Genomic DNA, 25763 nt, shown 5'->3' with positions numbered 1-25763 from the left:
CAGGGCCGGCTCGGCGTCGTGCTGCGTCCGGAGGGCGCGGGTCTTCGCGGCTGTCCCGAGACCAGGACCTGTGCGTGGGCCGGGAGGTGGGGTGGGTGCGGGCGTCTCGTGGGGGGGGGGGGGGGCCCCCCCCCCCACCCCCCCCCGGGGGGGGGGTGGGGCGCCCCCCGGCCCCCCCCGCCCGGGGGGGGGGGGGCCCGGGCGGCCCCCCCCCCCCACGACGCGGGTCGCCCCGTCCGGGGCACCCCACCTGAACCAGGCCGGCACCCGCCGGCCGACTACCCCGGTACCTCATACGGCCGGGGAGAAAGTGAGAGATCACATGCCTCAGCCCAGCAAGGGCCCCCGCCTCGGCGGCTCCGCGGCGCACCAGCGCCTCATCCTCCGCAACCTGGCCACCGCGCTCTTCGAGCACGGCGCCATCACCACCACGGAGAAGAAGGCCCGCGCCCTGCGGCCCTACGCGGAGAAGCTCGTCACCCGTGCGAAGAAGGGCGACCTGCACAGCCGCCGTCTCGTGCTCAAGGAGCTGTTCTCGGGCCTCGACCCCGAGACCGACGCGGTGACCAAGTACGCCCAGCACAAGCTGTTCACCGAGATCGCCCCGGCCATGGCCGAGCGTCCCGGCGGCTACACCCGCATCACCAAGATCGGCCCCCGCAAGGGCGACAACGCCCCGATGGCCGTCATCGAGCTCGTGACCGAGGCCTACGAGCCCAAGGCCAAGGCTGCTCCGGCCGCCCCGGCCGCGCCCGTGGAGGAGCCGGTCGAGGAGCCCGCCGCCGAGGCGACCGAGGCGGAGGAGACCCCCGCCGAGGAGACCCCGGCCGAGGACTCCGCCGAGGAGAGCACCGAGGAGACCGAAGGCGACAAGGCCTGAGGCACCCCTCACCACGACGAACCCGTCCGGCGCACGCCGGGCGGGTTCGTCCGTTCCGGAGGGCTCCGGTGCCGCTCAGGCGCGGGCGGCGCCCAGCGTGGCGAGCGCGGCGGCGGCGTCCAGGCTGCGGGGCGCTCCCTGGTCCCGGACGAGGCGGTGCACCGCGTCCGCCACGAGCCGGTTCGCGGGCGTCGCGACCCCGTGCAGCCGGCCGAGAAGGAGCACCTCGCCGTTGAGGTGGTCGGTCTCCACGTCACCGGCACCGCGGGCCAGGCTCTGCCAGGTCGAGCTGCCCGCCTCGTCCCGCCGGACGAGGGGGCGCAGCAGGGTGCTGCGGCGCTCCCGGTCCTGGGCGGCGCTGACCACCGGGAGCCCGGCCGCGTCCAGCACCGCCTCGCCCTCGGCGCGCACGAGGTCGTCCAGGGCGTCCGCGTCGGGGGAGTCGGCGAAGGCGGCGTCGACGCCGTTGCCGAGGTTGAGCAGCAGCTTGCGGCGCTTCCAGGCCATGACGTCGGGGCGGGCGACCACGTCGAACCCGGCCGCACCGAGGTCGCGGGCCCACGCCTCGTCGGCAGCGTCGGTGCCGGTGGGGTAGCGCCCGGTGTCGAGCAGCCCCGGCCGGCCACCGCTGTGCAGCAGCACGCGGCCCGGCTCCAGGCTGGAGGCGGGCATCATCACCACGACGGCGTGCACGTCCGCGCGCAGGCGCAGCAGCCGCCGCTCGTTCTCCACCCCGTTCTGGAGGCAGAACACCGGGATGCCGGCGGGCACGCCCGCCAGGGCGGGGAGCAGCGCCTCGGTCTGCTGTGACTTCACCGCCAGCACCAGCGCGTCGCGCGCCTCGTCCCAGACCACCTCGTCGAGGTGGGCGACCACCGGTACGGGCACCGACCTCTCGGGGGCGTCGGCGACGGTGAGGCGCACGCCCTCGCGGCGCACCGCCTCGAGGGTGGCGCCCCGGGCGACCAGCAGCACCTCGACCCCGGCCTCGTGCAGGAGCGCGGCGACCGCGCCCCCGATGGCTCCTGCTCCGACGATCACGTAGCGCACGTCCCTCACGCTAGCCGCGGGGCGGGCGCAGCCGTGTGCCAGGGCCGTCGGGGGTGAGGGCCGTCGGGGGTGAGGGCCAGCGCGGAGACGGCCGCGCGGTCAGCCCCAGGTGCGCTCGAGGAGCCGCTGGGTCTCGGCGAGGCTCAGGCCGCGCTCGCGTGCCGCGTCCACGAGGGCGCCGGCGTGCGCCGCGAGGAGACCGTCGGTGCCGCGCTGCTGCGCGACGAACGTGCCGCGGCGGCCCTCGGTCACCACGACCCCGGCGGCCTCCAGGGCGCGGTAGGCCTTGGCCACGGTGTTCGCGGCCAGGCCCAGCTGCTCCGCGGCGGCGCGCACCGGCGGCAGCCGCGTGCCCACCGGCAGGTCGCCGGACGCAGCACGGTCGGCGACCTGGAGCCGCAGCTGCTCGGAGGCGGGCTCGGGGGAGTGCGGGTCGAGGGGGAGGAGGGCCACGCGCCCAGCCTAGGGGCGCGGGGTGCCCGGTCGGCGGCGCCGGGGCGCCCGAGCGGCACACCGGGACCGCCCTGGTCCTGACCGAGGTGACCCGCGTCGCACCCGCGTGCTAGAACCGGCGCATGGAGCGTGACCTCCTCGTCGTCGGCGAGGCCCTCGTGGACGTGGTGCACACCCCCGACGGCGCCGTCGTCGCCCGGCCCGGCGGGAGCGCAGCCAACGTGGCCGTGGCTCTCTCGCGGCTGGGTCGGCCCGTCCGGTTCGCCACGGCCTTCACCGGCGACGAGCACGGCACGATGCTGGCCGAGCACCTCGACCGCAACGGCGTGCTGCTCGCCTCGGACCCGGCCGTGATCGACCACTCCTCCTCCGCGGTGGCGACCATCGCCGAGGACGGCTCGGCCAGCTACGTCTTCGACCTGGAGTGGCGCATCGGCGAGGTGCCGAGCGACCCGCCACCGCTGGCCGTCCACGTGTGCTCGATCGGTGCCGTGCTGGCCCCCGGCGCCGAGCAGGTGCGGGCGGTCGCCGCCGTCGCGCGCCCGGACGCCACCATCACCTACGACGTCAACGCCCGGCCCAGCATCACCGGCACGGGGCCGGAGGTCGTGGCCGCCACCGAGGCCGTGGTGGCCCTCGCGGACCTGGTGAAGCTCTCCGACGAGGACCTCGACCACCTCTGGCCCGGCCTGGGCCTCGACGCCGGCGCCGCCCACCTGCGCGCCCTGGGGGCGTCGGTGGTCGTCGTGACCCGCGGCGCCGACGGCGCTTCCTGGTTCGACGCCGCCGGCCGCACGGACGTGCCGGGGCGCCGGGTCACCGTGGCCGACACCATCGGTGCCGGCGACACGTTCTCCGCGGCGCTGGTCGACGGCCTGGCCGGGCTCGGTCGCCTCGGCGGGCGCATCGGCGACCTGGGCCGCGGCGAGGTCGAGGGCCTGCTCGCGCACGCCGCCGCAGCGGCCGCGGTCACCGTCTCCCGGCCCGGCGCGGACCCGCCGACCCGCGCGGAGCTGGACGCCGCGGAGGCCTGAGCCGCTACTCCGGCTCGGGCGCCAGCCACGCGTGCACCAGCGGCACGACCGAGGCGCCCTCGCCGCTGGCGGAGGCCACGCGCTTCATCGACCCGGCCCGCACGTCGCCCGCGGCGAAGACGCCGGGCACGGTGGTGGCGAGGTTCTCCGGGGGCAGCCCGTCGGTCCATCGCTCGCGGGGGACGTCGCGGCCGGTGAGCACGAAGCCGCGCTCGTCGCGGGCCACCTGCGCAGGCAGCCAGTCGCAGTGCGGCTCCGCGCCCAGCAGCAGGAACAGCCCCTGGGCGGGCACGCGCTCGGTGCTGCCGTCCGTGGTGCAGGTGAGCTCGAGCCACTCCAGGCGCGCGTCGCCGCCGCCGTCGGTGACCTCGGTGCAGGTCCGTACCGAGATGCGCTCGTGGTAGTCGATCTCGGTGATCAGGTACTGGCTCATGGTCTCGGTCAGCGCCGGCCGTCGGACGAGGATGGTGACCGACCGGGCGAAGCGGGCCAGGTGCACCGCGGCCTGGCCGGCGGAGTTGCCGCCGCCCACGACGTAGACGTCGGCGCCCTCCATCTCCCGGGCGGCGCTCATGGCGGCGCCGTAGAAGACGCCGCGCCCGACCAGCTGCTCGACCGGGTCGACGCGGAGCTTGCGGTAGGCGACGCCGGTGGCGACCACGACCGACCGCGCCGAGACGTGGCCGCCGGCGGTGCGCAGCACGTGCGGGGCGCCGTCCTCGCCCGGCTCCATGCCCTCCACGCGCCAGCCCGTGACGAACCGGGTGCCGAAGCGCAGCGCCTGGTTGCGGGCGCGCTGGGCCAGCCGCATGCCCGAGATGCCGCGCGGGAAGCCCAGGTAGTTGCGGATCATCGAGCTGGTGCCCGCCTGCCCGCCGATGGCCTCGGCCTCCAGCACCACGACCGAGAGCCCCTCGGAGGCGGCGTACACCGCGGCCGCCAGCCCGGAGGGCCCACCACCGACGACGCAGACGTCGACGGTGCCGGGCACGTCCACGCCCTCCGCCGACCCGTAGAACGTGGCGGCCACCTTCTGGGCGGTGGCGGCCTGGACGGCGGGGCGGTTCATCGCCACGACCAGCGGGTAGGCCGGGTCCTCGCCGACCTCAGCGGCGTGGGCCTGCCGCACGGCCAGCCCGACCTCGGACTCGGGGTCGTAGACGCGGTAGGGCATTCCCATCCGGTCCAGGAAGTCGCGCACGCCGTGCAGGTCGGGGTGCAGGCCGTCGCAGAGGATCTTGACGCTCACCACCTCGGGCCCGGCAGCGGTCGAGGCCCAGTCGCTGAGAAGCTCCGTGATCGCCTGGTGGAACTCCTCGTCCCGGATGCCGCGGGGCATCAGCAGGTAGGCGTCGTACTTGCCCTTGGCCATCGCCGGCCGCAGGCGCTCGGCCTCGGCCAGGAAGAGCTCCCAGTGCGCGGCGACGACCCGGCGGGCGTGGGGTGCCAGCGACCGCAGGCGGGCGAACGCCGCCACCGGGTCCGCGTCCGGCAGCACCGCGTCGGTGGCGACCAGGGCCAGTGCCCCGCCGTCGTCCCGGATGCCGGCGACGACCCGCTCGGCCTCCTCCAGGCTGCGCACCGCGCGCACGTCGTACTCGCCCGTGTAGCGGGCGAAGCCGGCGCGCAGGTCGCCGAGGTGCTGGTCGGCGACCAGCAGCAGGACCGGGGGCGGGGTGGTGCTCACAGGGTGCAGCCTAGGCAGGTGCCGGTTCGCGCGGCCGGTTCGCGCGGCCGGTTCGCGCGGCCGGGTGCGCGGCCGGGTGCGCGGCTCGGTGCACGGTGCGGCGCGTACCCCAGGGTGGGGAGCGGGGCCGCTTCCCGCGCGTGGGCCGGCCGCGGCGCCCTACGGTGCCGGGCATGGAGACGGGTGCGGGGCCGGTGCGGCTCGTGGGGGCGGTCGTGGTCGTCGCGGGCCTGGTCGCCGGCCTGGTGCTGGCCACGGACGGCCTCGGGCGCGTCGGCGGGGCGTGGACGGCCGGCGGGCCCACGGTCTACGGGCCGCTGCAGGTGCTGCTGGCCGCGACGACCCTCGGCGCGGGCCTCGTCCTGCTGATGCGCCGGGGAGCCGTGGTCACCGCGGCCGCCCTCGGCGTCGCCGGGCTGTGCGCCGCCCAGCTGGCCGGCACCGGCCTCGTCGCCACCCGACGCTGGCCGCTGTACCGGGGGTGCTGCTCCACGGAGCAGATCACGGCCGAGCCACTGGTCACGGCACTCGCCGCGCTCCTGGCGGTGGTCGGCGGGCTCGCTGCCGCGACCTGCCTGGTGCTGCTGTTGCTGCTCGTGCGGAGTCGGTACGCGACGTGGTCGCAGCCCGTGGCCGTCCGCGCGACCGGCGTGGCGGCGGGCGTGGTGGTGCTGGTCGTGGGGCCGGTGCTCGTGACGGGGCTGCTGACGGGCGGCTCGGGTGACCGTGCCGACCTGCTGGCCTGGACCCTGGCGTGCTCGCTCCCCATCGGTGCCGCGCTCGCGCTGTCGTCGGCGCTGCCGCGTCCGGCGGCGTGGACGGTGCTGGCGGTCGTGGCCGCCGGGGCCCTCGCGGCGTCGCTGGGGACCTCGTTCCTCGAGACCCGGCTGCCGTGGGGCGGCGCCCGGGCGCTGGTGGTGGCCGCCGCGGTCGTCGTGACGCTCTCGCGCACGCTGCCGCAGCCGCGGCCCGCCCGCCTGGCGACAGACGCCCCCGGGTAGGCCGCCCGGCAGATGCCGGTTCCCGCGCCCGGGTGCGCGAGGATGGGGCCGTGCGCCTGCGGATCGACCTCGCCTACGACGGCACCGACTTCTCGGGCTGGGCGAGCCAGCCGGGGCTGCGCACGGTCCAGGAGACCGTCCAGGAGGCCCTCGGCACCGCCCTGCGCACCGACCCGGTGCCGGTCACCTGCGCCGGCCGCACCGACTCCGGGGTGCACGCCCGCGGCCAGGTGCTGCACGTCGACGTGGACGAGGCGGTGCTGGCCTCCTCGGCCGGACGCTCGCCCGTGGCACCGACCGACGCGCTCGTGCGCCGGCTCAACGGCATCCTGCCCGCCGACGTGGCGGTGCGCGCCGTGGCCCCCGTGCCCGCCGCCTTCGACGCGCGGTTCTCGGCCCTGTGGCGCCGCTACGCCTACCGCGTGAGCGACAGCCCGGCCACCCTCGACCCGCTGGCCGTGCGGCACGTGCTGCGCTGGTCCCGACCGCTCGACGTGCCGCTCATGGCCCGGGCCGCCGAGACGCTCCAGGGCCGCCACGACTTCGCCGCCTTCTGCAAGGCGCGCGAGGGCGCGACCACCATCCGCACCCTCGAGCACTTCACCTGGGCCCGGGACGAGGCGGGGCTGGCCGTCGCGCACGTGCGGGCCGACGCCTTCTGCCACTCGATGGTGCGCGCGCTCGTGGGCTGCCTGCTCGCCGTGGGGGAGGGCCGCCGCCCGGTGGAGTGGCCCGCCGCCGTCCTCGCCGCCGGGGAGCGCACCTCCCACGTGGCCGTCGCCCACGCCCACGGGCTGGTGCTGGAGGAGGTGGCCTACCCTGCCGACGCGGACCTGGGCGCCCGCAACGAGCGCACCCGGGCACGGCGGCGCGCCGACGAGGTCGCGGGCCACGCCTGCCCCGACATCGAGCCCGACACCCAGCCCGACGAGGGCCCGGCCGACAGCGAGCACGAGGGGGACCGCGGATGAGCACGGACGACGCGGAGCACTACTTCACCGCCGACCCCAGCGTGCCCTTCGCGCGCACCCGGGTCGAGACGCACGTGTGGGGCCAGGACCTGGTGCTGAGCTCCGGGTCGGGCGTCTTCGCCCACGGCCGGCTCGACATCGGCACCTCGGTGCTCTTCCGCGAGACCGAGCCGCCCACTGCGCCGCGGCTGCTCGACCTGGGCTGCGGCTACGGCGTGATCGGCCTCGCGGCCGCGCTGGCCTCGCCGACGTCCCACGTGACCAGCGTGGACGTCAACGAGCGCGCCCTCCTGCTGACCCGGGGCAACGCCGCCGACCTGGGCGTCGAGGACCGCGTCACGGCCTGCCTGCCCGACGAGGTGCCGGCGGAGGCGGAGTTCGACGAGATCTGGTCGAACCCGCCCATCCGCATCGGCAAGCAGGCGCTGCACGAGCTGCTGCTGCGGTGGCTCCCGCGGCTCGCGCCCGGCGGCCGGGCGGTGATGGTGGTCGGCAAGAACCTCGGTGGCGACTCGCTCCAGCGGTGGCTGGGCGAGCAGGGCTGGCCGACGGAGCGGATCGCCAGCGCCAAGGGGTTCCGTGTCCTGGAGACCCACCGCGCCTGAGGCCTACGGCGTGATCGCGTGCGCCAGGACGCCGGCGGCGCGCTCGTCGGTGCAGGGGAGCCGCTTCCACACCTGGAGCAGCAGGTCACCCGCGGTGCCGGTGAGCTCGACGACGTCCTCGACGTCACCGATGACGACCGGGCCGGTCTCGGCCAGCAGCCCGGCGGGCAGGTCCGTCGGCACGAGCCGCAGCGCCGTGGTGAGCATGTCGCAGCGGGCGAGCCGCACCTGGCGCGGGTAGAACATCGAGGCCACCTCGTCCAGGGCGTCCCAGGCCAGCGCCGGGTCGACGTGCCACTCGTCCTCGCGGCCGGCGGCCGCGAGCAGGTCGCGGGTGTGCAGCAGCGTCTCGTGCGTCTGGCGGCGCTGCCACCAACCGGCGGTCCCGGCGCCGCGCCCGAAGGTCCACGCCTCAGCGTCCTCCGGCGTGCTGCGCAGCACCGCGAGCAGCGCCTCGGCGTGCCCGCGGTACCAGCCGGGGAGCAGCGAGAGGTCGGCCGGCGTGGAGTCGAGCAGCGGTGCCTCCGGGTTGCCCTCGAGGATCGCGTGGCGGGCCCAGGAGTGGACGCTGGACAGGTGCTCCACGAGGTCGACGACCACCCAGTCGGGGCAGGCGGGCACGGGGAGCGTGGGGTCGACCTCCGCCGTCAGCGCCGCGAAGCGCTCCACGGCCGAGGCGAGCAGGTCGATGAACGGGTGCTGCATGCAACGATCCTCTCAGGCGTCTCTCACCCTGGCACCCGGTCGTGAGTCTTCCCTCAGGCCGGCACCGGCGCCGGGCCCCGCGATATCGAGGTGACCCGCCGCGTCGGATGGGGGAGGATCGGGCCCCGTGGGTCACGTGGACGTCGCCGGTGTCAGGTACGAGCTCCCCGACGGGCGGGTGCTGCTCGACGACGTGACCTTCCGGGTCGGCGAGGGCGCGAAGGTGGCGCTGGTCGGCGCGAACGGCGCGGGCAAGACGACGCTGCTGCGGATCGTCTCCGGCGACCTGGAGCCGCACGGCGGCGTGGTGACCCGCTCCGGCGGGCTGGGCGTCATGCGCCAGGACGTGAAGGCCGGCCTGGGCGCCGACCCCACGGTCGCCGACCTACTGCTCTCGGTCTCCCCGGCACGGGTGCGGGAGGCGTCCGCGCGCGTCGAGGCCCTGGAGCTGAAGCTCATGGAGAGCGACGACGAGAAGACCCAGATGCGCTACGCCGAGGCGCTGGCGGAGTACGCCGACGCGGGCGGGTATGACATCGAGGTCGTCTGGGACGTCGTCACGACCGCCGCGCTCGCGCTGCCCTACGACCGCGCCAAGTACCGCGCGCTGGCCACGCTGTCGGGCGGCGAGCAGAAGCGGCTGGTGCTGGAGTACCTGCTGGCCGGGCCCGACCAGGTGCTGCTGCTCGACGAGCCGGACAACTACCTCGACGTGCCGGGCAAGGTCTGGCTCGAGGGACGCATCCGGGCCAGCGACAAGACGATCCTCCTGATCAGCCACGACCGCGAGCTGCTCGACAACACCGCGACCCGCGTCGTCACCGTCGAGCTCGGCTGGGCCGGCAACACGGTGTGGACGCACCCCGGCGGGTTCACCAGCTACCACCAGGCCCGCAAGGACCGGTTCGCCCGCTTCGAGGAGCTGCGGCGCCGCTGGGACGAGGAGCACGCCAAGCTCAAGGCGCTGGTGCTGCGGCTGAAGGTGAAGGCCGAGTTCAACGACGGCATGGCCAAGGCCTACAAGGCCGCCCAGACCCGGCTGCGCAAGTTCGAGGAGGCCGGCCCGCCGACCGAGCAGCCGCGCGAGCAGCACGTGACCATGCGCCTGGCGGGCGGTCGCACCGGCAAGCGCGCGGTGGTCTGCGAGGACCTGGAGCTCACCGGCCTGATGAAGCCGTTCGACCTCGAGGTCTGGTTCGGCGAGCGCGTGGCCGTGCTCGGCTCCAACGGCTCGGGCAAGTCGCACTTCCTGCGGCTGCTGGCCGCGGGCGGCAGCGACCCCGACGTCGAGCACCGACCCGTCGGCGAGGTCGAGATCGAGCCGGTGCGGCACACCGGTCGCGCCCGGCTCGGCGCGCGGGTACGTCCGGGCTGGTTCGTGCAGACCCACCACCACCCCGAGCTGATCGGCCGCACGCTGGTCGACATCCTGCACCGCGGCGACGGGCACCCCGACGGACGCCAGGGCATGGGGCGCGAGGCCGCGAGCCGCGTCCTGGACCGCTACGAGCTCTCCGCCAGCGCCGAGCAGACCTTCGAGTCGCTCTCGGGCGGGCAGCAGGCCCGGTTCCAGATCCTGCTGCTGGAGCTCTCGGGCGCCACGATGCTGCTGCTCGACGAGCCCACCGACAACCTCGACGTGCAGTCGGCCGAGGCGCTCGAGGAGGGCCTGGCCGCGTTCGAGGGCACCGTGCTCGCCGTGACCCACGACCGGTGGTTCGCCCGCGGCTTCGACCGGTTCCTCGTCTACGGGGCCGACGGGTCGGTCTACGAGGCGCCGGAACCGGTGTGGGACGAGGGACGAGTGGAGCGGGTCCGATGAGCCGCCTGACCATCCGGCCCGTCCGGGTCGAGGACGACGCCGACTACTCCGCCTGGCACCGGGTCTACCGCGACGCCGAGCGCGCCGACCGGGGCGAGACCTTCGTGGTGTGGACCGAGCCCGAGACCCGCGAGGCGCTGCGGGGCACCGGCTCCACCCGCGTCATGACCGCCTGGGCCGGCACCGTTCCGGGCCCGGACGGCGCCGAGCAGACCGTCGCCTGGGGCATGGTCGAGCTGCCGCTGCGCGACAACCTCACCGTCGGGCACGTGATGCTCGGCGTCCTGCCCGAGCACCGGCGCCGCGGCCACGGCACCGCGCTGCTCGCCCACCTCGAGGCGTACTGCGCGGAGCACGGGCGGACGGTGCTGGGCACCGAGACCTCGTGGCCCTTCGAGCTCGGGCAGGACCCCGCTGGGCTCCCGGGCCTGGAGTTCGGGCGCGCCCGCGGCTACGCGCTGGAGCTGGTCGAGGTGCAGCGTCGCCTGGCGCTCCCGGTGGCCCCCGCCGTCCTGGACGACCTCGCGGCCTCCGCCGCCCCGCACCACGCCGACTACGTGCTGCGCGCGTGGGTCGGCGACGTGCCCGACGACCTCGTCGGCGGCTGGGCGGTGCTGGAGGCGAGCCTGGAGACCGAGGCCCCCACCGGCGGGCTCACCCGGGAGCCGGAGCAGGCGGACGTGCAGCGGGTCCGCGAGGGCGACGAGCTGTTCGTGCGGCAGGGGCGCACGCCCTACCGGGCGGCGGCGCTCGCGCCGGACGGCACCGTGGTGGCCTACACCGAGGTCGTCACGACGGTCCACGAGCCGACCCGCGCCTACCAGTGGGGCACCCTCGTCGACCGCGACCACCGGGGCCACCGGCTCGGCGTCGCCCTCAAGGTGGCCGCCACCCGGCTGCTGGGCGAGCACCAGCCCGAGGTGCGCGAGGTGATCACCTGGAACGCGCTCGACAACCCCTGGATGGTGAGCGTCAACGAGGCGCTCGGCTTCCGCCCGGTCGAGTGCCTGGGCGGGCTGGAGAAGAGGACGTCGTAGGAGGGCGGTCCTGCGTCGGCGGTCTCGAGGCTCGGCCGTGGACGGCCTCGCACCTCGACCACCGGTGCGGTCCGTCCGTGGTCGAGGTGTGACGAGCGCCGTTGGTCGGTGGTCGACGTGTGACGAGCGCCGGCGAGGAGCGGTTGGTCGGTGGTCGAGGTGTGACGAGCGCCAGCGAGGAGCCTCGAGACCGGCGACCCCTCACCTGTGGCGGGGCCTGACACCCGGCCGACGCCCGGCCTCGCGGACCGCGTGGAGGTCACCGGCGATGAGCGCTTCACGCTTGGCTCGGCTCCAGCTCTGGAGCTGCTTCTCGTACCTGAAGGCGTCCTCGACGCGGTCGAACTCCTGGGACCACACCAGCGTCACCGGGCGTCTCTTGTCCGGCTTGGTGAAGGCCGCACCTCGCCGTTCCTGGTGCTCCTCCAGGCGTCGTCCGAGGTCCGTCGTGCTGCCGACGTAGTAGGCGCCGTCCGCGCAGCGGAGCATGTAGGTCCAGGCCATGTCCGTGGTCTGCCCGGAGCGAGCGGGGTCATGCGCGAGACGTCGCGCCTGTGGACGGCGGTCTCGAGGCTCGTCGCCGGGGCTCCTCACACCTCGACCACCGGTGGGGGTCTCGAGGCTCGGCCGTGGACGGCCTCGCACCTCGACCACCGGTGGGTGCGGCGCTCCTCGCACCTCGACAACCGAGCGGTCAGCCCGGCCACCGGCTGGGTCAGCGGACGACGCCGATGGTCAGGGAGTCGACGTTCTCGCGGGACCAGGCGCGGACCTTGTCGTTGCGCACCGCCCGCCACAGCGACCGACCGGCCGCGGTGTCCAGGTAGACGACGCTCTGGCCGTCCTCGTCGCCGAACCCGGTGACCGGGGCGGTCATGAAGTCGACGTCGGAGGTGCGCAGGTCCGTGAGGTCCATGAGCAGGTCCTTGAGGTCGTCCAGGGTGAGCTCGGAGCTGATCGAGAGGTGCTGTGTCAGCGCCGAGACCATGTCACGCACGTGCAGCGGGTCGGTGGCCTTGAACTGGTGCCGGAAGGTGTCCATGAGGGCCTTCATGAAGTACTGCTGACGGCGCACCCGGTCCAGGTCGCCGCCGGTGAGGCCGTAGCGCTGGCGCACGTAGAGCAGCGCCTCCTCGCCGTCCAGGTGGTGCATGCCCTTGGTCCAGGTGACGTCGCGCGCGGAGTCGTAGACGGTGCCCGGGATCCACACGTCGACGCCGCCGAGCTCGTCGGTGAGGGCCTCGAAGCCGTCCCAGTCGACCCAGGCGACGTGGTCGATGTAGACCCCGGTGAGCTGCTCCACCGTCTGCACGGCCAGCGACGGCCCGCCCCAGGAGAACGCGGCGTTGATCTTCGCCGAGCCCCAGCCGGGGACGTCGACCCAGGAGTCCCGCGGGAAGGAGATCAGCGAGGCCGACTGCCGGTCCGCGGACAGGTGCAGCAGCATCATCGTGTCCGAGCGCTGCGAGCCCGGGACCCAGTCCTCGGCGCTCATGTCGGCGTCGGTCCCGGTCCCCCCGGCGGCGGTGCCGGTCGTGGGGGTGTCGCTGCGGGCGTCGGAGCCCAGCAGCAGGATGTTGAGGGCCTGTGCCGCGGGGCCCTCCTCGACCTTGTCGGGGCGCAGGGTGAGACCGGAGAAGACGTCGTCGACGCGGGTCACCTGGGAGTCCAGCTGCTTCTCGGTGGAGTGCACGCCCCAGCCGGTCGCGCCGGCACCGACGGCGAGGAGCGCGAGCACGACCACGACGGCGATCCGGACGCGGCGGCGACGCCGGCCCGAGGGTGCGGCGCCGTCGGACGTGGCGGGCGGCTCCGGCGGCGGCGTGCCGCCCCCGTGCTCGGCGCCCCCGTGCTCGACGTCCTCGTGCTCGGCCAGGCCGATGCCGGAGAGCCCGGCGTCGCCGGGGGCGCCGGCCGAGGAGGTGGAGCGGCTCTCGCGCTCGGAGGTTCGGGCCACGACGGGCTCCTCGCAGTCTGGGTGATCGGGGGTGCTCGGAGCGCAGGGGACGCTGCCGACACCGTGACGGTAGGAGCCCCGGCACCCACCTCGACCGGGTCCCGTCATGACCTACCCCAAGTGGGGTACGTGGGTGGCCCGACCCACCCGCATCTGAGGTAAGTCGACGGGTGACCAGCACGAACATGTGTTGAACGGACGTCTGCTTGGGCTATCCCCACAGCAGGAGTGACACCCATGTCGATCACCGCACCGTCCCGTCCCGAGACGACCGCACCGGTCGTGCTCCGCCGGGCGAAGCGCCGTGCTCCGGCACCCCAGGTGCTGCCCGACGCCCTGCCCCTCGTCCGGGACGGCGGCACCGGCCCCGTCATGCTGGTCAGCTCCGGCGGCGGCCACTTCGCCGAGCTGCGGGCCCTCGCCGACGCGTGGGGCATCGACCCCGTCGACCGGCACTGGGTGGTGCCGCGCACCGGCCAGACCAAGGACGTCACCGCCGACGGCGGCACCGTCACCTTCGTGCCCCGGATCGCCAGCCGCGAGATGACCAAGGCGGCTGCCGGCCTGGCCCGCGCGCTCATGCTGCACCGCCGCGTCCGCCCCGCCGTCGTCCTCTCCGCCGGCGCGCTCCAGGCGGTGCCGCACCTCGTGGCGGCCGCCGCCTTCCGCACGCCCGTCGTCTACGTCGAGAGCGTGGCCCGGCTGGACCGCCCCTCGCTCACCGGCCGCCTCGCCGCGAGCATCCCCGGCTCCCGCCTGTTCCACCAGTCCTCGGCCACCTGGGCCGGCACCTGGCTGCGGGCCCACGACATCTACTCCGGCTTCGCCGTCGAGACCCACACCGTCGCCCGCGCCCCGCGCTCCCTCGCGGTGCTGCTGGGCACCGAGCAGTTCGGCTTCACCCGCCTCGTCGACGACGTGCTGGCCGCCGCCCCCACCACCCCGGTGACCTGGCAGGTCGGCAACACCGACTGCCGGGTGGCGGGCGAGCAGCCCCAGCGCTGGCTGAGCGCCCAGGAGATGCTGGCCGGCGTGCGCGACGCGGACGTCGTGGTCACCCACGGCGGTGCCGGCTCGGTGCTCACCGCCCTGGAGGCCGGCCACGTGCCCGTGGTCGTGCCCCGCTGCCCCGAGCGCGGCGAGCACGTCGACGACCACCAGATCCGGATGTGCCGCGAGCTGGCCGAGCGCGGCCTCGTGGTGCTCGTGGAGCCCGGCGAGACCCTCACCTCGGCGCACCTCGCCGAGGCCGCCCGGAAGCGCGCCGTCCCTGCGCGCTTCCAGGTGGCTCGCGTCGGCTGAGCCGTTCGCGCCCGGGAGCACGGGCACGAGCGGCCCGGCACGACGAAGGGGCCGCCCCGGTGAGTGATCACCGGGGCGGCCCCTGTCGGTCGTGGTCGAGGGTCAGACGTGCTCGGGCGCCGGCGGGAGGTGCTTGACCACCGTGGCGGGGTTGCCCAGGACGACGACCGCGGGCGGCACCTCGCCGCGCACCACGGAGACCGCGGAGACGACCGAGTCGCGGCCGATGCGGGAGCCCTTGAGCACCCAGGCCTGGGCGCCGATCCAGACGTTGTCCTCGATCACGACCGGCTTGCGGCTGCGGGGGCCGGGCGGCAGGTGCCGCTCGGCCGGGTCGAGGTTGTGGAAGTCGGAGTCGGTGACGAAGCAGTCGGAGACGAGGCAGCGGCGGCCGACGTCCACGCGGGTAGTCGCGCCGATCCAGCAGCCGTTGAGGAGCGTGTCGGCGCCGACGTGCACCTCGCCGCCCCCGTTGACGATGACGCCGCGGCGCACGCGCACCCGGTCGCCCAGGTGCAGGGTGGTGCCCTGCTGGAGCTTGAGGCCGCCGAAGATGATGACGTCCTCGCCGACCACGAGCCGGCGGCCGTAGCGCAGCCGGTAGGCGCGGGTCACCGCACGCAGGCCGAGGTGCACGAGCGCGCGGGCGGGCGCGGGCAGCCGCCCGGCGACCACGTGGCCGCCGACGGGCGCGGTCGCGGTGGCGCTCACAGGCCCCGCCCCCGGCGGTGCAGCGCGTCGATGACGGCGTCCGGGCGGGCACCGGCCACGACGGCGAGGGTGACCACCGAGCGCCAGGCGCCCTGGAAGCCGACCACGGCGCGGGCGACGTGCCGCAGGGCGGCGACGCGACGACCACGGGCGGCCTCCGCGAACGCCAGCTGGCCGTGCACGCGCGCGGACGCGCGGCGGTCGCGGGCGATCTCCGGGTGGTGCGCGAGCATCCAGTCCCACGACGCGATCTTGGTGTCCCAGGAACGGGCGTAGTGCGAGGTGCGGTTCCAGTCGACGACCACCAGGGGCTCGTCGACGTGCGCGATCGGGCCGAGCCGTGCGGCGCGGAGCTTCACGTCCCAGTCCTCGTTCTGCGAGCCGGGGATGTCCTCGCTGACCAGGCCGATGCGCTCCACGAGCGCGGCGCGGTCGAAGAGCATGCCGCTGGAGTGGGCGGTGGCCACGATGTTGCGGGTGAGCATGGTGTGGTCGATCGCGTCGGTGCCGAGCAGGCGCGGGGTGCTGACCCCGTCGAAGTCCACCCGCATCGAGGCGGTGACCATGGCGGGCCGGTCCTCGGCGGTGGCGCGGCGCACCTGGGCGGTGAGCTTGCCGGGCAGCCAGTGGTCGTCGTCGTCGAGGAAGGCAACGTAGTCGGTGCCGATGGCGAGGATGCCGGTGTTGCGGGTGCCGGCGAGGCCGGGCGTGCGCGTGTTGACCGCCACGTCCACGGGACGGGGCCCGTCGCTGACGAGCCCCGTGTCGGGCTCGACCCGGTCGTGCACGACGAGCACGCGCACCTCGCCCGGGTAGTCCTGGGCGGACACGGAGTCCAGGGCACGCCGCAGCAGGTGCGGCCGGGTGCCGCCGGTGGGCACGACGACGCCGACGCTCGGCCAGGAGCCGGGCCCGGTCGGCCGTGCGGCGTCCGGGCCCACCTCGGGGGCCGGGGACGCGGCGGGGCGCTGGCTGGTCACGTCCGGACTCATCGGGTGCTCGCCGCCTGACCGTAGGAGGTGCTGTAGGAGTAGCGGCGCAGCAGCGGCCAGGTCAGCGCCGTGACGGCGCGACGCTGGGCCGCCGGCTGGCCGGTGCGCCAGCGCTCGTCGCGCCGCACCGGCACGCTGCCGTGCGTGTAGCGCATCGGGTTGCCGGCGCAGGAGTGGGTGACGCCCAGCTCCAGTGCGTCGTGGGTGACGTGCGGCAGCGGCGCGTGCGCCAGCCCGACCAGCGAGAGCACCTCGCGGGTCGTCGTGCGCGGGTCCGCGACGAAGTCCTCGTAGCGCAGACGCATGCTCGGCACCCGGCGCCCCAGGGCCTCGATCTCCACGTTGTGCAGCAGCCACAGGGCCGAGACGGTGGCCGCCGAGTAGCGGGGCATCTCGCCGTGCGCGGCGTCGACGGCCTCGGGACGGGCCACCTCCTGGGCCCAGGAGTGGGCCACGCCGCGGGCGTCGCGCAGGCAGTGGACGAGGCGGACGTCCGCCCCGCCCAGGGCGAGGGCCCAGGCCAGCGAGACCTGCTTGGAGGAGTCGACGACGACGCGGGCGCCGCTGACCCGGGCGGCCGCGGCGTGCACGGCCCGGTAGGCGGCGGCGTACTCGCGCACGTCCTCGGCCATGGCCCCGGCGGCGAGCGCCGGGACCCGGCTGGCCCGGTCCACGCGCTGCTTGAGCGCGGCCATCCGGGCGGTGTCCACGTGCTCCCAGCCGCCGAAGGCGTCCTCACCGACGGCCGCCCAGAACTCGCAGGCGGTGAAGGGCTCGCCGCAGCCGCAGCGCTCGCCGCGCTCCAGGCCGCGCTCCCACAGGTGCATCGTCTCGCCGAGGGCCACCACGCCGGGCACGGCGCCGAGGACCCGCTCGAGCAGCGTGGTGCCGCTGCGGCCGATGCCGGCCAGGTACAGGACGGGCGGGCCGGCCGGCCCGGGGTCGGCAGCGCCCGACGGCGAGGTCTCGGGGGTGGTCTGCGCGCTCATCGCGCCTCCTGCGGGTCGGGGGTCACGGCGGGGTCCGCGGCAGCCGGTGAGGCAGCCGGCGAGGCGGAGGACGAGACGTCGGGGGAGGCCGCGGCGGCCGCGGCGCGCCGCCGGCGGGCGGGGATCGCCACGAGCCGGTCGAGCCGCAGCCGGCGGCGGGCCAGCACGTAGGTGACGGCCAGGGCGGCCAGCCCCAGCAGCTCGGCGGCGTCCGCGACGGCCGGGACCAGCGCGCCCAGCAGGCCGGGCAGCGCCACGACGAGCACGACGGGCAGACCCACGGCCAGCAGCCACGCGCCGCTGAAGGGGTGGCCCGCGGGGCCGCGGGTGTTGAGGACGAGGGCGGCCACGTTCTTGATCACGATGGCCGAGGCCCAGCCGATCGCCGCGCCGGTGGCGCCGTGGGCGGGGATCAGCGCGAGGTCGACGCCGATCATCGTGACCAGGGCGACGACGTTGGTGCCCACGACGAGGTCGGAGCGCCCGGCCATCGTGAGCACGGACTCCGCGGAGCCCACGGCGCTGGCCACGAGCATCGCCAGCCCCAGCGGGAGGACGACGGCGAACGACCCGGCGTAGGCGGGGCCGAACACGCCGAGCCACCAGTCCGGCTTGGCCAGGACGAGGAGCAGCAGCGGCCAGACGATGCTGACGATCCACGCGGTCGACGTGCGGTACAGCTCGGCGGCGTCGGCGCGGCGGCCGGCGGCCACCGCGGCCGCCAGCGGCGGCTCGGTCGCGGTGGCGATGGCCTGCTGCACGAGCTGGACGACGACCACGAAGCGGGTGACGACGGTGTACAGCGCGGCCTGCTCCGGGCCGGCGAGCGCCGCGACCAGCACGACGTCGAGCCGGGCGAAGGCCATCTGCATGATCTCGGTGGCCGAGCGCGAGGCCGAGAAGCGGACCATCTCGCGCGCCTCGCCGGGGAGCGGCCGGGGCCACCCGTGCCGCCACGTGTGCAGCCGGTGGAGGGCCGGGGTCGACCACCAGGCGACGCCGGCGCCGACCAGGTAGGGGGCGCACCAGCAGGCGACGACGGCGGTGACGGTGAGGCTGCCGCCGGCCAGGGCCACCGCGAGCCACGCGCCCCCGAGGAGCAGCACCTGCAGCAGGGGACGCCCGGCCCGGTCGGCCAGCACGGTCGGCAGCATCCGGCCGGTGCCGCGGCTGATGCCCAGCAGGGGCTCGACGAGCGCGGTGGCCGGCAGGGTCAGGGCCAACACGGCGAGGGCGGCGGAGTCGATCGCCACGGCGACGAGGACGCCGACGGTCGCGACCAGCAGGGACGCGCCGGCGACCGGCAGCAGGACCATCCGGGCGATCCGCCGGGTGGTCTCCTCGTCCGGCTCGCCCTCGCGCGCGAGGAACAGGACGGCGGAGGCCGAGGTGCCCAGCCGCAGCACGGCCGCCACGATCAGCGCCGCCGAGATCAGGGCGTAGACCCGCCCGGCGTCCGCCTGGGGCAGGGCCCGCGCGGTGAGGAGGACGACGAGCAGCTGGCCGGCGCCCCCGACGCCGTAGCCGACGAGGTTGAGCAGGCTCTGGCGGCCCAGACGGGCGCTCACGCGCGCCAGGAGGCAGGAGCCCCCAGCCAGGACGCGAGGGCCTCGTCGTGCGGGGCGAAGTGGGCCTCGAGCTCGCGGCGCAGGCCTGCGTCGATCGGGGCGGGGCGGCGGGCGTTGTGCTGCTCGAAGCGGGTGGGCACGACCGTGCGGGTGCCGAGGGCGTCCAGCAGGGCGGTGTAGACGGGGGCCGGGTCCTCGAAGAAGCGGTGGCTGTCGACGACGTGGATGCGCTCGCGGCCGAGGACGCCGGCCAGCTTCTCCAGCTGCACGGCGTACTCGCCGCGCGCCCGGTAGGCCTGGTGCTGGTGGGCGTGGGAGCGGTAGGTGGGGTCGTTGGCCAGCCGCTCCTCCTCGCCGGCCAGGCGGGACTCCTCGGCCTCGAGGGCGTCCAGCAGGTCCAGCGGCTCGTAGCCGCGGCCGCGCTCGTGGGCGTGCGCGGAGACGGCCCGCTCGACGGGGTCGCGGACGAGCACGACGACCTGCACCTCGGGCAGCGTCGCCTTGATCCGCTCCGCGGCCAGCGGGTGGAAGAGGTAGTACGGGCTGGACTCGAAGCACGTCGCGGCCAGGCCGTGGCGCTCGCCGGAGCGGCGCACGGTGGAGACCAGCGGGAAGTGGGAGCGGTACCAGTCCACGCCCTTGTCGAAGTCGGTGTCGAAGAAGTGCACGCCCTTGCGCCACACCGGGCGGTGCAGGTGCGGCTGCTGCACGAGCGCCTTGTAGAGGGACGTGGTGCCGCAGCGCTGACCGCCGGTGATCAGCAGGCCCGGCAGTGCCCGGCGTCCGGCAGTCATCGAGCCCACGCCGTCCCGCACGGCCCGCGCCGAGGTGCGCAGGAGGTCGCGACCGTCCCGGGCGTCGCGGCTGCTGCGGGTGGTGGTTCCGGCGTTGCTGGTGGCGGTGGCCATGACGCGGGGCTCCTCGTGGGGTGGGGTGGGTGGTGCAGGGGGTGCTGGGGGAGTGCTGCGGGTCAGGCGGTCTCGCGCAGCAGCGGGAGCGTCCACCCGGCCAGGCGGGCCAGCCCGCCCTGCACCCGGGCGGCGTCGCCGCCGGCCGTGGTGGTGGCGTCCCCGCCGTAGCGGGCGACCAGGTCGAGCACGAGCAGCCGCGCCAGACCGAGGTCCCGCTCGGGCCGTGCTCCGGCCTGGTGAGGAGGCTGCCAGCGGGCGAACGCGTCGGCGCTGGCCTGGAGACGGCTTCCCCCACGTTGGGTACGTCGGCCGGACGAGGCGGCCCGCCGCACCTCCTGGAGCGCGAGGTGGGCCTCGTCGTAGCCGACGGGGCGGTCGCGGTCGTAGCGCTCCCAGTCCCACGCGGCGACGCCGTCCGGGGTGCCCACCACGTTCTGTCGGGCCCAGTCGCCGTGGGAGGGGCCGCAGCGGACGTCGTCCACCCACCCGGCCTCCTCGGCCTCGGCGACGAGCGCCCGGGCCGCGTCCACGAGCTCGCGGGCGTCGGGGTCGGTGAGGGCGTCGGCGTCGGGCAGGTCGTCGAGCCGCGCGGCGAGACCGTCGAGCCAGGCGCGCGCACCGGTGCTGGTGCGTCCGGTGGAGAGCTCCACGAGGGCGCGTCGGCGCTCCGGCTCCTGCGGCAGCCGCGCCCGTCCGGCGACCGGCAGCGCCGTCTGCACGAGCACGGTGCTGTCGCCCGGGCCGGGGCCGACGCCGACGACGGTCGGCACCTGGAGCAGCACGAGCGGCCCCTGCTCGGAGAGCGCGGCGAGGGCTGCCGCCTCGCGCAGCACCAGGGCCGCGGGCACCGGCCCGGCGCCGATCTTTGCGACGGCGACGAGGACGCCCCGGTCGTCGAGGAGGTGGACGACGGGCTTGCGGTTGGGCCGCGGGGGGCCGAAGTGCACCGCCAGGTGGCTGAACTCCAGGCCGGAGCCCTCGACCAGCGCCTCGAGACGGGTGCGCAGGGTGGCGTCGGCGAGGTGGGCGCGCTCGGTGGCGAGCAGCCCGAGCCCGGCGCCCGTCGCGAAGCCCTGCCGGGCCACGTGCCGGCTCCACGGCTCCGGGTCGTTCGCGCGGCCCAGGACCTCGCGCAGCACGCCGACCCCGGCGTCCGGGACCAGGGCGCGGACGCCGTCGTCGCGGCGCAGCACCCGGTAGCGGGTCGTCTCGCCGGTGCCGTCGGAGAGCACGGAGGCGAACGGCAGACCGGCGGGCACGGGCAGCGGGATGGTGGTCATCGGACGGCCTCCGGGGTGGTGGACGCGAGCGGGGTGGTGCCGTCGGTGGTGGTGCTTTCGGGGGAGGGCCGGTCGAGCGGTGGCAGCCCGAGCGCGGCCAGGCCGACGCCGAGCGTGAGCATCTCCAGGCAGCCGGTGGCGACCGTCCGGTCGTAGACCAGGGCGAACCACAGCGACATGACGGCGGTGACCGCGGCGGCCTGGACGATCACGTCGGCCGGGTCGCGACGACCGGGGGAGCCCGGCCCGGGTCCTCGGCGACCGCGCCACAGCAGCCAGGCCACCACGAGGTGGAAGACCACCCACAGCCCGAGCCCGGCGAAGCCCTGCCCGGTGAGTGCGAACCAGACCTGGCCGTTGGTGCCGATGGGCAGGCTGCCGCAGTTCGGGCAGTCGGCCGTGGGGCCGATCGCGATGCTCTGGAGGCTGCCCATCTGGGCGCGGGTGCCGCCGTAGCCGAGCACCGGCGAGCCCTCGGCGAGCTCGACGGCACGCATCATGCTCCAGCCGCGGATGTCGTTGCTGGGGGCGTCGCCGGACTGTCGCTCCGTGACCACGCTGCCCAGCGGCGACACCGCCAGCACGCCGAGCGCCACGACCCCGGCCAGCACCGTCGCGACGGCCGGCAGCACGTGGCCGCGCCGCACCAGGAGCACCAGGGCGAGGCCCACCGCGAGCGCCAGCCCGACCCACAGGCCGCGGTTGAGCGAGAGGACGGCGGCGGGCACGACGGCCACCAGGAGCGCGGCCCAGCCGAGGCGGGCCCACCGGCCGCGGGCCAGCGTCGCGGCCGCCACGCCCCAGGGCAGCAGCAGGCCGAGCGCGTTGCCCCAGGAGTTCGTGTAGGGGTAGGGCGCGCTGGGGCGTCCGTTGCCCTCGCCGGAGCCGAGGACGTCCTGGATCTGCGCCGAAGCCGGGTGCACCAGCGCGGAGACGTAGCCGGCCGAGGCCAGCGACCTGGGCAGCAGCATCTCCACCGGGCTGGTCAGCTCGAAGGTGGGGGCCACCACGCCGAGCACGCCGCCCCCCACGGTCCAGGCGAGCATCAGGGCGAACAGCCGGGCCATGCGGACGACGGCGGGCCGGCCGCCGTCCACCGCGGTGGCGTACGCCCACAGCAGGCAGATGGTGGCCGCGGCGTACTCGGCGAACCGGAAGGCCACCGGCACGAGCCGGTCGCCGACGCTCTGGACGCGGGTGTCCTCGGGGTTGACCCCGAGCGCCAGCAGGCTGAGGACCAGCCAGAGGCAGAACAGCATCCACCAGCCGAGGCCCTTCGGCAGCGGCAGGCTGCGTCGGCGGACCAGCGCCAGCAGCATGACGCCGCTGATCGCGAACCACCCGAGGTTCGCCAGGCCGAGCACCCACCACAGCGGGAGCGGCACCACCAGCACGGCCAGGGGGAAGAGCGGGTCGCGCGGACGCAGCGCGGCCGGCAGCCCGCGGACGTACCGGGGCGCGGGCACCTCGGTGGTGCCGCCCGGGGGCCGGCTGGAGGGGTCGGCGGCGGTCTCAGGCACGACCCGCGGGCTCCGGCTGCTCGTCGGCGCCCTCGGTGTCCTCGGTGTCCTCGTCGGCCTCGATCGGGGCCTCGTCGTCCTGGTCCGCGTCCACGTCCTCGTCCATCGGCAGGTCGTCGGCCCCGCGGGAGTCATCGGCGGCCTCGTCCGGTCCAGCGCCGTGCAGGGCGGCGATCGGCAGCACCGTCACCGCGTCGCCGGCAGGGACGGGCGCGTCCTCGGCGTCGTCCGGGGCGAGGGCGCCCACGACGACCGGCACGACCCGGCGGGCGGGAAGGCGGTGCAGCAGGGCGCCGCGCAGCCGGCCGTCGGCCACCAGGTGCGTGGGCAGGTGGGTCTGGACCGACGCGGCGGACGCGCCGCCGGCGATCACCAGCAGGGCGGCCGCGCCGTCGGCGACGCCGACGGCCTCGGTGAGCTCGCCCTCGGCACCGGCCACGAGGACGACGAGGGTGTCGTCCGCGGGCGCGGGCGCGGGCGTCGAGGAGTCGGTGTCCGGGTCCGCGTCGCCGTCGGTCGTGCCGAGCAGCGTCGCAAGGTCGCCGTCGTGGCCGACGACGGTCACCGTGCCGCCGCCGGAGGAACCGCTCCACACGCCGACGGGCGCGCCGTCGACCATGTCCCAGACCAGGGAGGAGCCGGTCGCACCGGCGGGCACGGGCAGCCCGCCGTCCTCGGGGAGCTGCTCGAGCACGAGGCGGACCGGCCGGCCGCGGCGGGCGGCCTGCCAGGCGAGCGCGGTGCCGCACGCGAGGGCGTCGGCGCGGTCGTCGCCCGGCACCAGGAGCACCCGGTCGGTGTCGAGACCGGAGAGGAAACGGCGCCACTCGCGGGCGGTGACGACCTCGTCGGTGTGGCCCAGCGACTCGGAGGGCGTGGCCGGGTGGGTCGGGAGGTCGAGGACGACGGAGAGGCCGGTCTCGCGCTCCACGTCCTGGCCCTCGACGAGCCGCGGGCGGGCCTTCTCGCGCCAGGCGGCCAGCAGGAGCCCGACCAGCAGGCCCAGGGCCGTCGTGGAGCCGAGCACCAGCAGGGCCTGCGGGCTGGTGGGGCCGTCGGGCACCTCGGCCTGGTTGATGACGCGGCCCGGGGTGATGAGGATCGAGCGCAGGGACGAGACCGACTGCGCGAGGTCGGAGGCGGCCGCGGCGGCCGCCTGGACCTCCGCCTGGAGCGAGGCCGCCTCGGCGCCACCGGCCCGGTCGGCCTGGCGCTGGAGGGTCGCCTGTTCGGTACGGGCGGACTCCAGCTGGTCCTGCAGCGTCGAGATGCGCTGGTCGACGTCCTCCTGGGCGACCGAGCGACGGCTGTCGAGGTAGGCCTGGGCGAACGCCTCGGCGCCGGCCTGTGCCAGCTCGGGCGTCTCCGCGGAATAGGTGATCGACAGGACCGTGGTGTTCGAGGGCACCTGGACGCTCACCTGGTCGGCCACCGTCGACGCGTCCGCCTGGTCGCCCAGCGAGGTCAGCGCCCGGTCGACCACCTCGGCCGAGGTGACCAGCTGGGCCTCGGTGTCCAGGTTGACCTCGTCGTCGACCGTCCACTCACCGACCGACGAGGTGCCGCTGGCGCCGGTGCTGGTGACCAGCAGGGAAGCGGTGGAGGTGTAGGTGCGCGGGAGCACGGTGAACACCACGAGACCGAGCGCCACGCCCAGTGCGACGCAGACGAGCACGACGCGCAGGCCCCGCACGAGGACCCGCCGGTAGTAGCCGGCGTCGACGGTGGTCGTGAGGTGTTCGTCCATGACCAGCAGCATCCGTGTCCGGGCGCGCCCGACGGGTGTCTCCCGAGCGCGCTCACCAAAAGTGGGTACGCGCGTGCCGCAGGGCTCAGACCCGGGTAGGTAGAGCCGAACCCCAGGTCGAGGCCCGGTCCGTCCGGGCGCCCCACGTCTCGTGGATGCGAACGTGACACAGGTCACAGCACACTCGCATACCCAACTTGGGGTAGGTCATGGCTCGCCCTCGCACGCTCCCTCACCCTGTCCCAGCACCCCTGAAGCACCCGGAGGTCCGATGAACCAGACCCCGCCCATGCCTCGGCTGACGACGACGTCCCCGGCCGGGACCTGCGCGAGCACCACGATCCACGACCGACGCACGAGCACCCGCAGGGCACCCCGAGCCCTGATGCTGCTCGTGGCCCTCGGACTCGTCCTGACCCTGCTGCCGGCGATGCTCCCGCCCGGCACCGGCGCGGCGCCCCTCGCACGTGCGGCCGACGGTCAGGACGACGGCTCGGCGGCCGCGTCGCAGGGAGGGACAGCCCTGCGCGCGGCCGCCGGTGGCTGCCGGTTGACGAAGATCCTGGTGCCGCGCTGTCGCGGTGGTGTCCTCACCGGCGCCTACGTCCAGCCGCGGGCCGGCGAGTCGTGGGTGCACGCCGTCCGGCGCTTCGAGCGCTCCTCCGGCGGCCGGCTGGGCACGGTCCACCTCTACTACCGCGGTGACGACCGCTTCCCCTCGGACGTGCAGAAGCAGGCCCTGCGCCAGGGCGGGCAGGGCCCCCGCCTGCTGTTCGCGAACTGGAAGGTCGACGACGGCTACACCTGGCGCGAGGTCGCGCAGGGCGACGCGGACCAGCGCATCCGCGCCCAGGCCCGCTACCTGAAGGGCGCCTGGAACCGGAAGATGTTCCTCACGGTGCACCACGAGCCCGAGGACGAGGTGGTGGACACCAAGGGCAGCGGCTACACCGCCCTCGCCTACCGCGCCATGTACCGCCACGTCGTCGACGTCTTCGAGGACGAGGGCGTCACCAACGTGGTGTGGGTGATGAACTACATGGGGTTCGAGGGCTGGCACCTCAAGCCCTGGTTCCACCAGCTGTGGCCCGGCGCGCGGTACGTCGACTGGATCGCCTACGACTCCTACATGTCCCAGGACCTCGGCGGCTACGACCCCGACGGCCTGCGCGGCCTCCTCAACCGCCACTGGAGCAGCGACTGGCGCGGCTTCTACCGCTGGGCCACGCACCGCCACCCCCACAAGCCGCTGATGCTCGGCGAGTGGGGCCTGGGGGAGCGCCCGGGTCGGCCGCGGTGGAAGGGCAGCTTCCTGCGCAAGATGGGCAACCGGCTCGCCACGGCGCCGCGGCTGAAGGCGATGATGTACTTCGACCACGACGAGGCCGCGATCGCCGGTGACGTCACCATCGACACCTCCGCCAGGTCGCTGCGTGGCTTCCGCGTGCTGCGCCGGTCCGACCCGGTCGCGAGCGTGGTCCCCATTTCTGGGTAAGACAGGACCGACCGGGGCCGGAGTGGGGCCTGTCACCCTGACGCTG

General features: G+C 75.5%; 23 protein-coding genes. 9 read left to right on the top strand and 14 right to left on the bottom strand.

Annotated elements, in window-relative coordinates:
• The first annotated feature begins 322 nt into the window (after positions 1–322).
• Entirely contained in the window at positions 323–880 is a 558-nt protein-coding gene (gene rplQ / locus M8316_RS17920) for a 50S ribosomal protein L17 (RefSeq protein WP_250056891.1), read from the top strand.
• Between the two features lie 75 nt (positions 881–955).
• On the opposite strand, the gene M8316_RS17915 is transcribed toward rplQ, so the two are convergent.
• Both M8316_RS17915 and M8316_RS17910 read right to left on the bottom strand, forming a co-directional pair.
• Positions 956–1930: a ketopantoate reductase family protein gene (locus M8316_RS17915; protein WP_250056889.1), complete on the bottom strand. Its 975-nt coding sequence runs from the start codon at positions 1928–1930 to the stop codon at positions 956–958.
• Positions 1931–2029: 99 nt separating this feature from the next.
• Positions 2030–2383, bottom strand: coding sequence for a GntR family transcriptional regulator (locus tag M8316_RS17910; RefSeq protein WP_250056887.1), 354 nt, complete (start codon positions 2381–2383; stop codon positions 2030–2032).
• Between the two features lie 122 nt (positions 2384–2505).
• Here M8316_RS17910 and M8316_RS17905 point away from each other — a divergent pair, with 122 nt between their 5' ends.
• Positions 2506–3417, top strand: a complete 912-nt coding sequence (locus M8316_RS17905) for a PfkB family carbohydrate kinase (protein WP_250056885.1) — start codon at positions 2506–2508, stop codon at positions 3415–3417.
• Positions 3418–3421: 4 nt separating this feature from the next.
• On the opposite strand, the gene M8316_RS17900 is transcribed toward M8316_RS17905, so the two are convergent.
• Positions 3422–5104, bottom strand: coding sequence for an NAD(P)/FAD-dependent oxidoreductase (locus M8316_RS17900; RefSeq protein WP_250056882.1), 1683 nt, complete (start codon positions 5102–5104; stop codon positions 3422–3424).
• A gap of 173 nt (positions 5105–5277) precedes the next feature.
• On the opposite strand from M8316_RS17900, the gene M8316_RS17895 reads away from it, so the two are divergent.
• From M8316_RS17895 to M8316_RS17885, 3 genes are read left to right on the top strand one after another with little or no spacing between them, the layout of a single operon-like run.
• Positions 5278–6105: a hypothetical protein gene (locus tag M8316_RS17895; protein WP_250056880.1), complete on the top strand. Its 828-nt coding sequence runs from the start codon at positions 5278–5280 to the stop codon at positions 6103–6105.
• A gap of 50 nt (positions 6106–6155) precedes the next feature.
• Positions 6156–7076: a tRNA pseudouridine(38-40) synthase TruA gene (gene truA / locus M8316_RS17890; protein ID WP_250056878.1), complete on the top strand. Its 921-nt coding sequence runs from the start codon at positions 6156–6158 to the stop codon at positions 7074–7076.
• The gene (locus tag M8316_RS17885) at positions 7073–7681 is read left to right on the top strand and encodes a class I SAM-dependent methyltransferase (RefSeq protein ID WP_250056876.1); all 609 of its coding nucleotides are present in this window, start codon (positions 7073–7075) and stop codon (positions 7679–7681) included. The genes truA and M8316_RS17885 overlap by 4 nt, the downstream gene beginning before the upstream one ends.
• Before the next feature lie 3 nt (positions 7682–7684).
• Here M8316_RS17885 and M8316_RS17880 read toward each other — a convergent pair whose 3' ends face one another.
• Complete coding sequence (locus tag M8316_RS17880; RefSeq protein WP_250056874.1) at positions 7685–8386, bottom strand: maleylpyruvate isomerase family mycothiol-dependent enzyme; 702 nt, start codon at positions 8384–8386, stop codon at positions 7685–7687.
• A gap of 127 nt (positions 8387–8513) precedes the next feature.
• Here M8316_RS17880 and M8316_RS17875 point away from each other — a divergent pair, with 127 nt between their 5' ends.
• Positions 8514–10208 carry an ABC-F family ATP-binding cassette domain-containing protein gene (locus tag M8316_RS17875; protein ID WP_250056872.1) on the top strand — a complete coding sequence of 565 codons (1695 nt, stop codon included), beginning with the start codon at positions 8514–8516 and terminating at the stop codon, positions 10206–10208.
• Positions 10205–11245 (top strand): GNAT family N-acetyltransferase, encoded by a 1041-nt coding sequence (locus M8316_RS17870; protein ID WP_250056870.1) that lies wholly within the window; start codon positions 10205–10207, stop codon positions 11243–11245. Before M8316_RS17875 ends, M8316_RS17870 begins: the two co-directional genes overlap by 4 nt.
• Positions 11246–11446: 201 nt before the next feature.
• Here the strand turns inward: M8316_RS17870 and M8316_RS17865 are convergent, their stop codons facing one another.
• Both M8316_RS17865 and M8316_RS21240 read right to left on the bottom strand, forming a co-directional pair.
• Complete coding sequence (locus tag M8316_RS17865; RefSeq protein ID WP_250056868.1) at positions 11447–11749, bottom strand: GIY-YIG nuclease family protein; 303 nt, start codon at positions 11747–11749, stop codon at positions 11447–11449.
• Between the two features lie 211 nt (positions 11750–11960).
• Positions 11961–13202, bottom strand: a complete 1242-nt coding sequence (locus M8316_RS21240) for an LCP family protein (protein WP_250056865.1) — start codon at positions 13200–13202, stop codon at positions 11961–11963.
• Positions 13203–13439: 237 nt separating this feature from the next.
• Between M8316_RS21240 and M8316_RS17855 the strand changes: the two genes are divergently transcribed.
• A complete protein-coding gene (locus M8316_RS17855; protein WP_250056863.1) occupies positions 13440–14504 on the top strand; it encodes a glycosyltransferase in 1065 nt (354 codons plus the stop codon).
• A 102-nt stretch (positions 14505–14606) separates the two neighbouring features.
• On the opposite strand, the gene M8316_RS17850 is transcribed toward M8316_RS17855, so the two are convergent.
• The 8 genes from M8316_RS17850 to M8316_RS17815 all read right to left on the bottom strand — a co-directional run bounded on the left by M8316_RS17850 (position 14607) and on the right by M8316_RS17815 (position 24222).
• A complete protein-coding gene (locus M8316_RS17850; RefSeq protein ID WP_250056861.1) occupies positions 14607–15215 on the bottom strand; it encodes an LbetaH domain-containing protein in 609 nt (202 codons plus the stop codon).
• Positions 15212–16195, bottom strand: a complete 984-nt coding sequence (locus M8316_RS17845; protein ID WP_250056859.1) for a glycosyltransferase family A protein — start codon at positions 16193–16195, stop codon at positions 15212–15214. The genes M8316_RS17850 and M8316_RS17845 overlap by 4 nt, the downstream gene beginning before the upstream one ends.
• A gap of 8 nt (positions 16196–16203) precedes the next feature.
• A complete protein-coding gene (locus tag M8316_RS17840; RefSeq protein ID WP_250056857.1) occupies positions 16204–17196 on the bottom strand; it encodes a sulfotransferase in 993 nt (330 codons plus the stop codon).
• On the bottom strand, positions 17193–18764 hold the full coding sequence (locus M8316_RS17835) for a lipopolysaccharide biosynthesis protein (RefSeq protein ID WP_250056855.1): 1572 nt from the start codon (positions 18762–18764) through the stop codon (positions 17193–17195). The genes M8316_RS17840 and M8316_RS17835 overlap by 4 nt, the downstream gene beginning before the upstream one ends.
• Positions 18761–19672, bottom strand: a complete 912-nt coding sequence (locus M8316_RS17830) for a sulfotransferase (RefSeq protein WP_250056853.1) — start codon at positions 19670–19672, stop codon at positions 18761–18763. Before M8316_RS17830 ends, M8316_RS17835 begins: the two co-directional genes overlap by 4 nt.
• A gap of 62 nt (positions 19673–19734) precedes the next feature.
• Entirely contained in the window at positions 19735–20955 is a 1221-nt protein-coding gene (locus M8316_RS17825; RefSeq protein ID WP_250056851.1) for a hypothetical protein, read from the bottom strand.
• Positions 20952–22475 carry an O-antigen ligase family protein gene (locus M8316_RS21235; protein ID WP_250056849.1) on the bottom strand — a complete coding sequence of 508 codons (1524 nt, stop codon included), beginning with the start codon at positions 22473–22475 and terminating at the stop codon, positions 20952–20954. The genes M8316_RS17825 and M8316_RS21235 overlap by 4 nt, the downstream gene beginning before the upstream one ends.
• Positions 22468–24222 (bottom strand): hypothetical protein, encoded by a 1755-nt coding sequence (locus tag M8316_RS17815; protein WP_250056847.1) that lies wholly within the window; start codon positions 24220–24222, stop codon positions 22468–22470. The genes M8316_RS21235 and M8316_RS17815 overlap by 8 nt, the downstream gene beginning before the upstream one ends.
• Before the next feature lie 271 nt (positions 24223–24493).
• Here M8316_RS17815 and M8316_RS17810 point away from each other — a divergent pair, with 271 nt between their 5' ends.
• Entirely contained in the window at positions 24494–25717 is a 1224-nt protein-coding gene (locus M8316_RS17810; protein ID WP_250056845.1) for a glycoside hydrolase family 26 protein, read from the top strand.
• Positions 25718–25763 lie beyond the last annotated feature (46 nt).

This window comes from Nocardioides bruguierae, assembly GCF_023554635.1.
GTDB classification, from domain to species: domain Bacteria; phylum Actinomycetota; class Actinomycetes; order Propionibacteriales; family Nocardioidaceae; genus Nocardioides; species Nocardioides bruguierae.
Note: the sequence above shows the minus strand (reverse complement) of the source record. Positions and strands in the feature narration are given on the sequence as shown.

What these genes read in the sequence shown, in the direction of transcription:
- rplQ (WP_250056891.1), top strand. Translation starts at nt 323, where the DNA reads ATGCCTCAGCCCAGCAAGGGCCCCCGCCTCGGCGGCTCCGCGGCGCAC.
- M8316_RS17905 (WP_250056885.1), top strand. Translation starts at nt 2,506, where the DNA reads ATGGAGCGTGACCTCCTCGTCGTCGGCGAGGCCCTCGTGGACGTGGTG.
- M8316_RS17895 (WP_250056880.1), top strand. Translation starts at nt 5,278, where the DNA reads ATGGAGACGGGTGCGGGGCCGGTGCGGCTCGTGGGGGCGGTCGTGGTC.
- M8316_RS17885 (WP_250056876.1), top strand. Translation starts at nt 7,073, where the DNA reads ATGAGCACGGACGACGCGGAGCACTACTTCACCGCCGACCCCAGCGTG.
- M8316_RS17880 (WP_250056874.1), bottom strand. Translation starts at nt 8,386, where the DNA reads ATGCAGCACCCGTTCATCGACCTGCTCGCCTCGGCCGTGGAGCGCTTC.
- M8316_RS17870 (WP_250056870.1), top strand. Translation starts at nt 10,205, where the DNA reads ATGAGCCGCCTGACCATCCGGCCCGTCCGGGTCGAGGACGACGCCGAC.
- M8316_RS17865 (WP_250056868.1), bottom strand. Translation starts at nt 11,749, where the DNA reads ATGGCCTGGACCTACATGCTCCGCTGCGCGGACGGCGCCTACTACGTC.
- M8316_RS17855 (WP_250056863.1), top strand. Translation starts at nt 13,440, where the DNA reads ATGTCGATCACCGCACCGTCCCGTCCCGAGACGACCGCACCGGTCGTG.
- M8316_RS17840 (WP_250056857.1), bottom strand. Translation starts at nt 17,196, where the DNA reads ATGAGCGCGCAGACCACCCCCGAGACCTCGCCGTCGGGCGCTGCCGAC.
- M8316_RS17830 (WP_250056853.1), bottom strand. Translation starts at nt 19,672, where the DNA reads ATGGCCACCGCCACCAGCAACGCCGGAACCACCACCCGCAGCAGCCGC.
- M8316_RS17825 (WP_250056851.1), bottom strand. Translation starts at nt 20,955, where the DNA reads ATGACCACCATCCCGCTGCCCGTGCCCGCCGGTCTGCCGTTCGCCTCC.
- M8316_RS17815 (WP_250056847.1), bottom strand. Translation starts at nt 24,222, where the DNA reads ATGGACGAACACCTCACGACCACCGTCGACGCCGGCTACTACCGGCGG.
- M8316_RS17810 (WP_250056845.1), top strand. Translation starts at nt 24,494, where the DNA reads ATGAACCAGACCCCGCCCATGCCTCGGCTGACGACGACGTCCCCGGCC.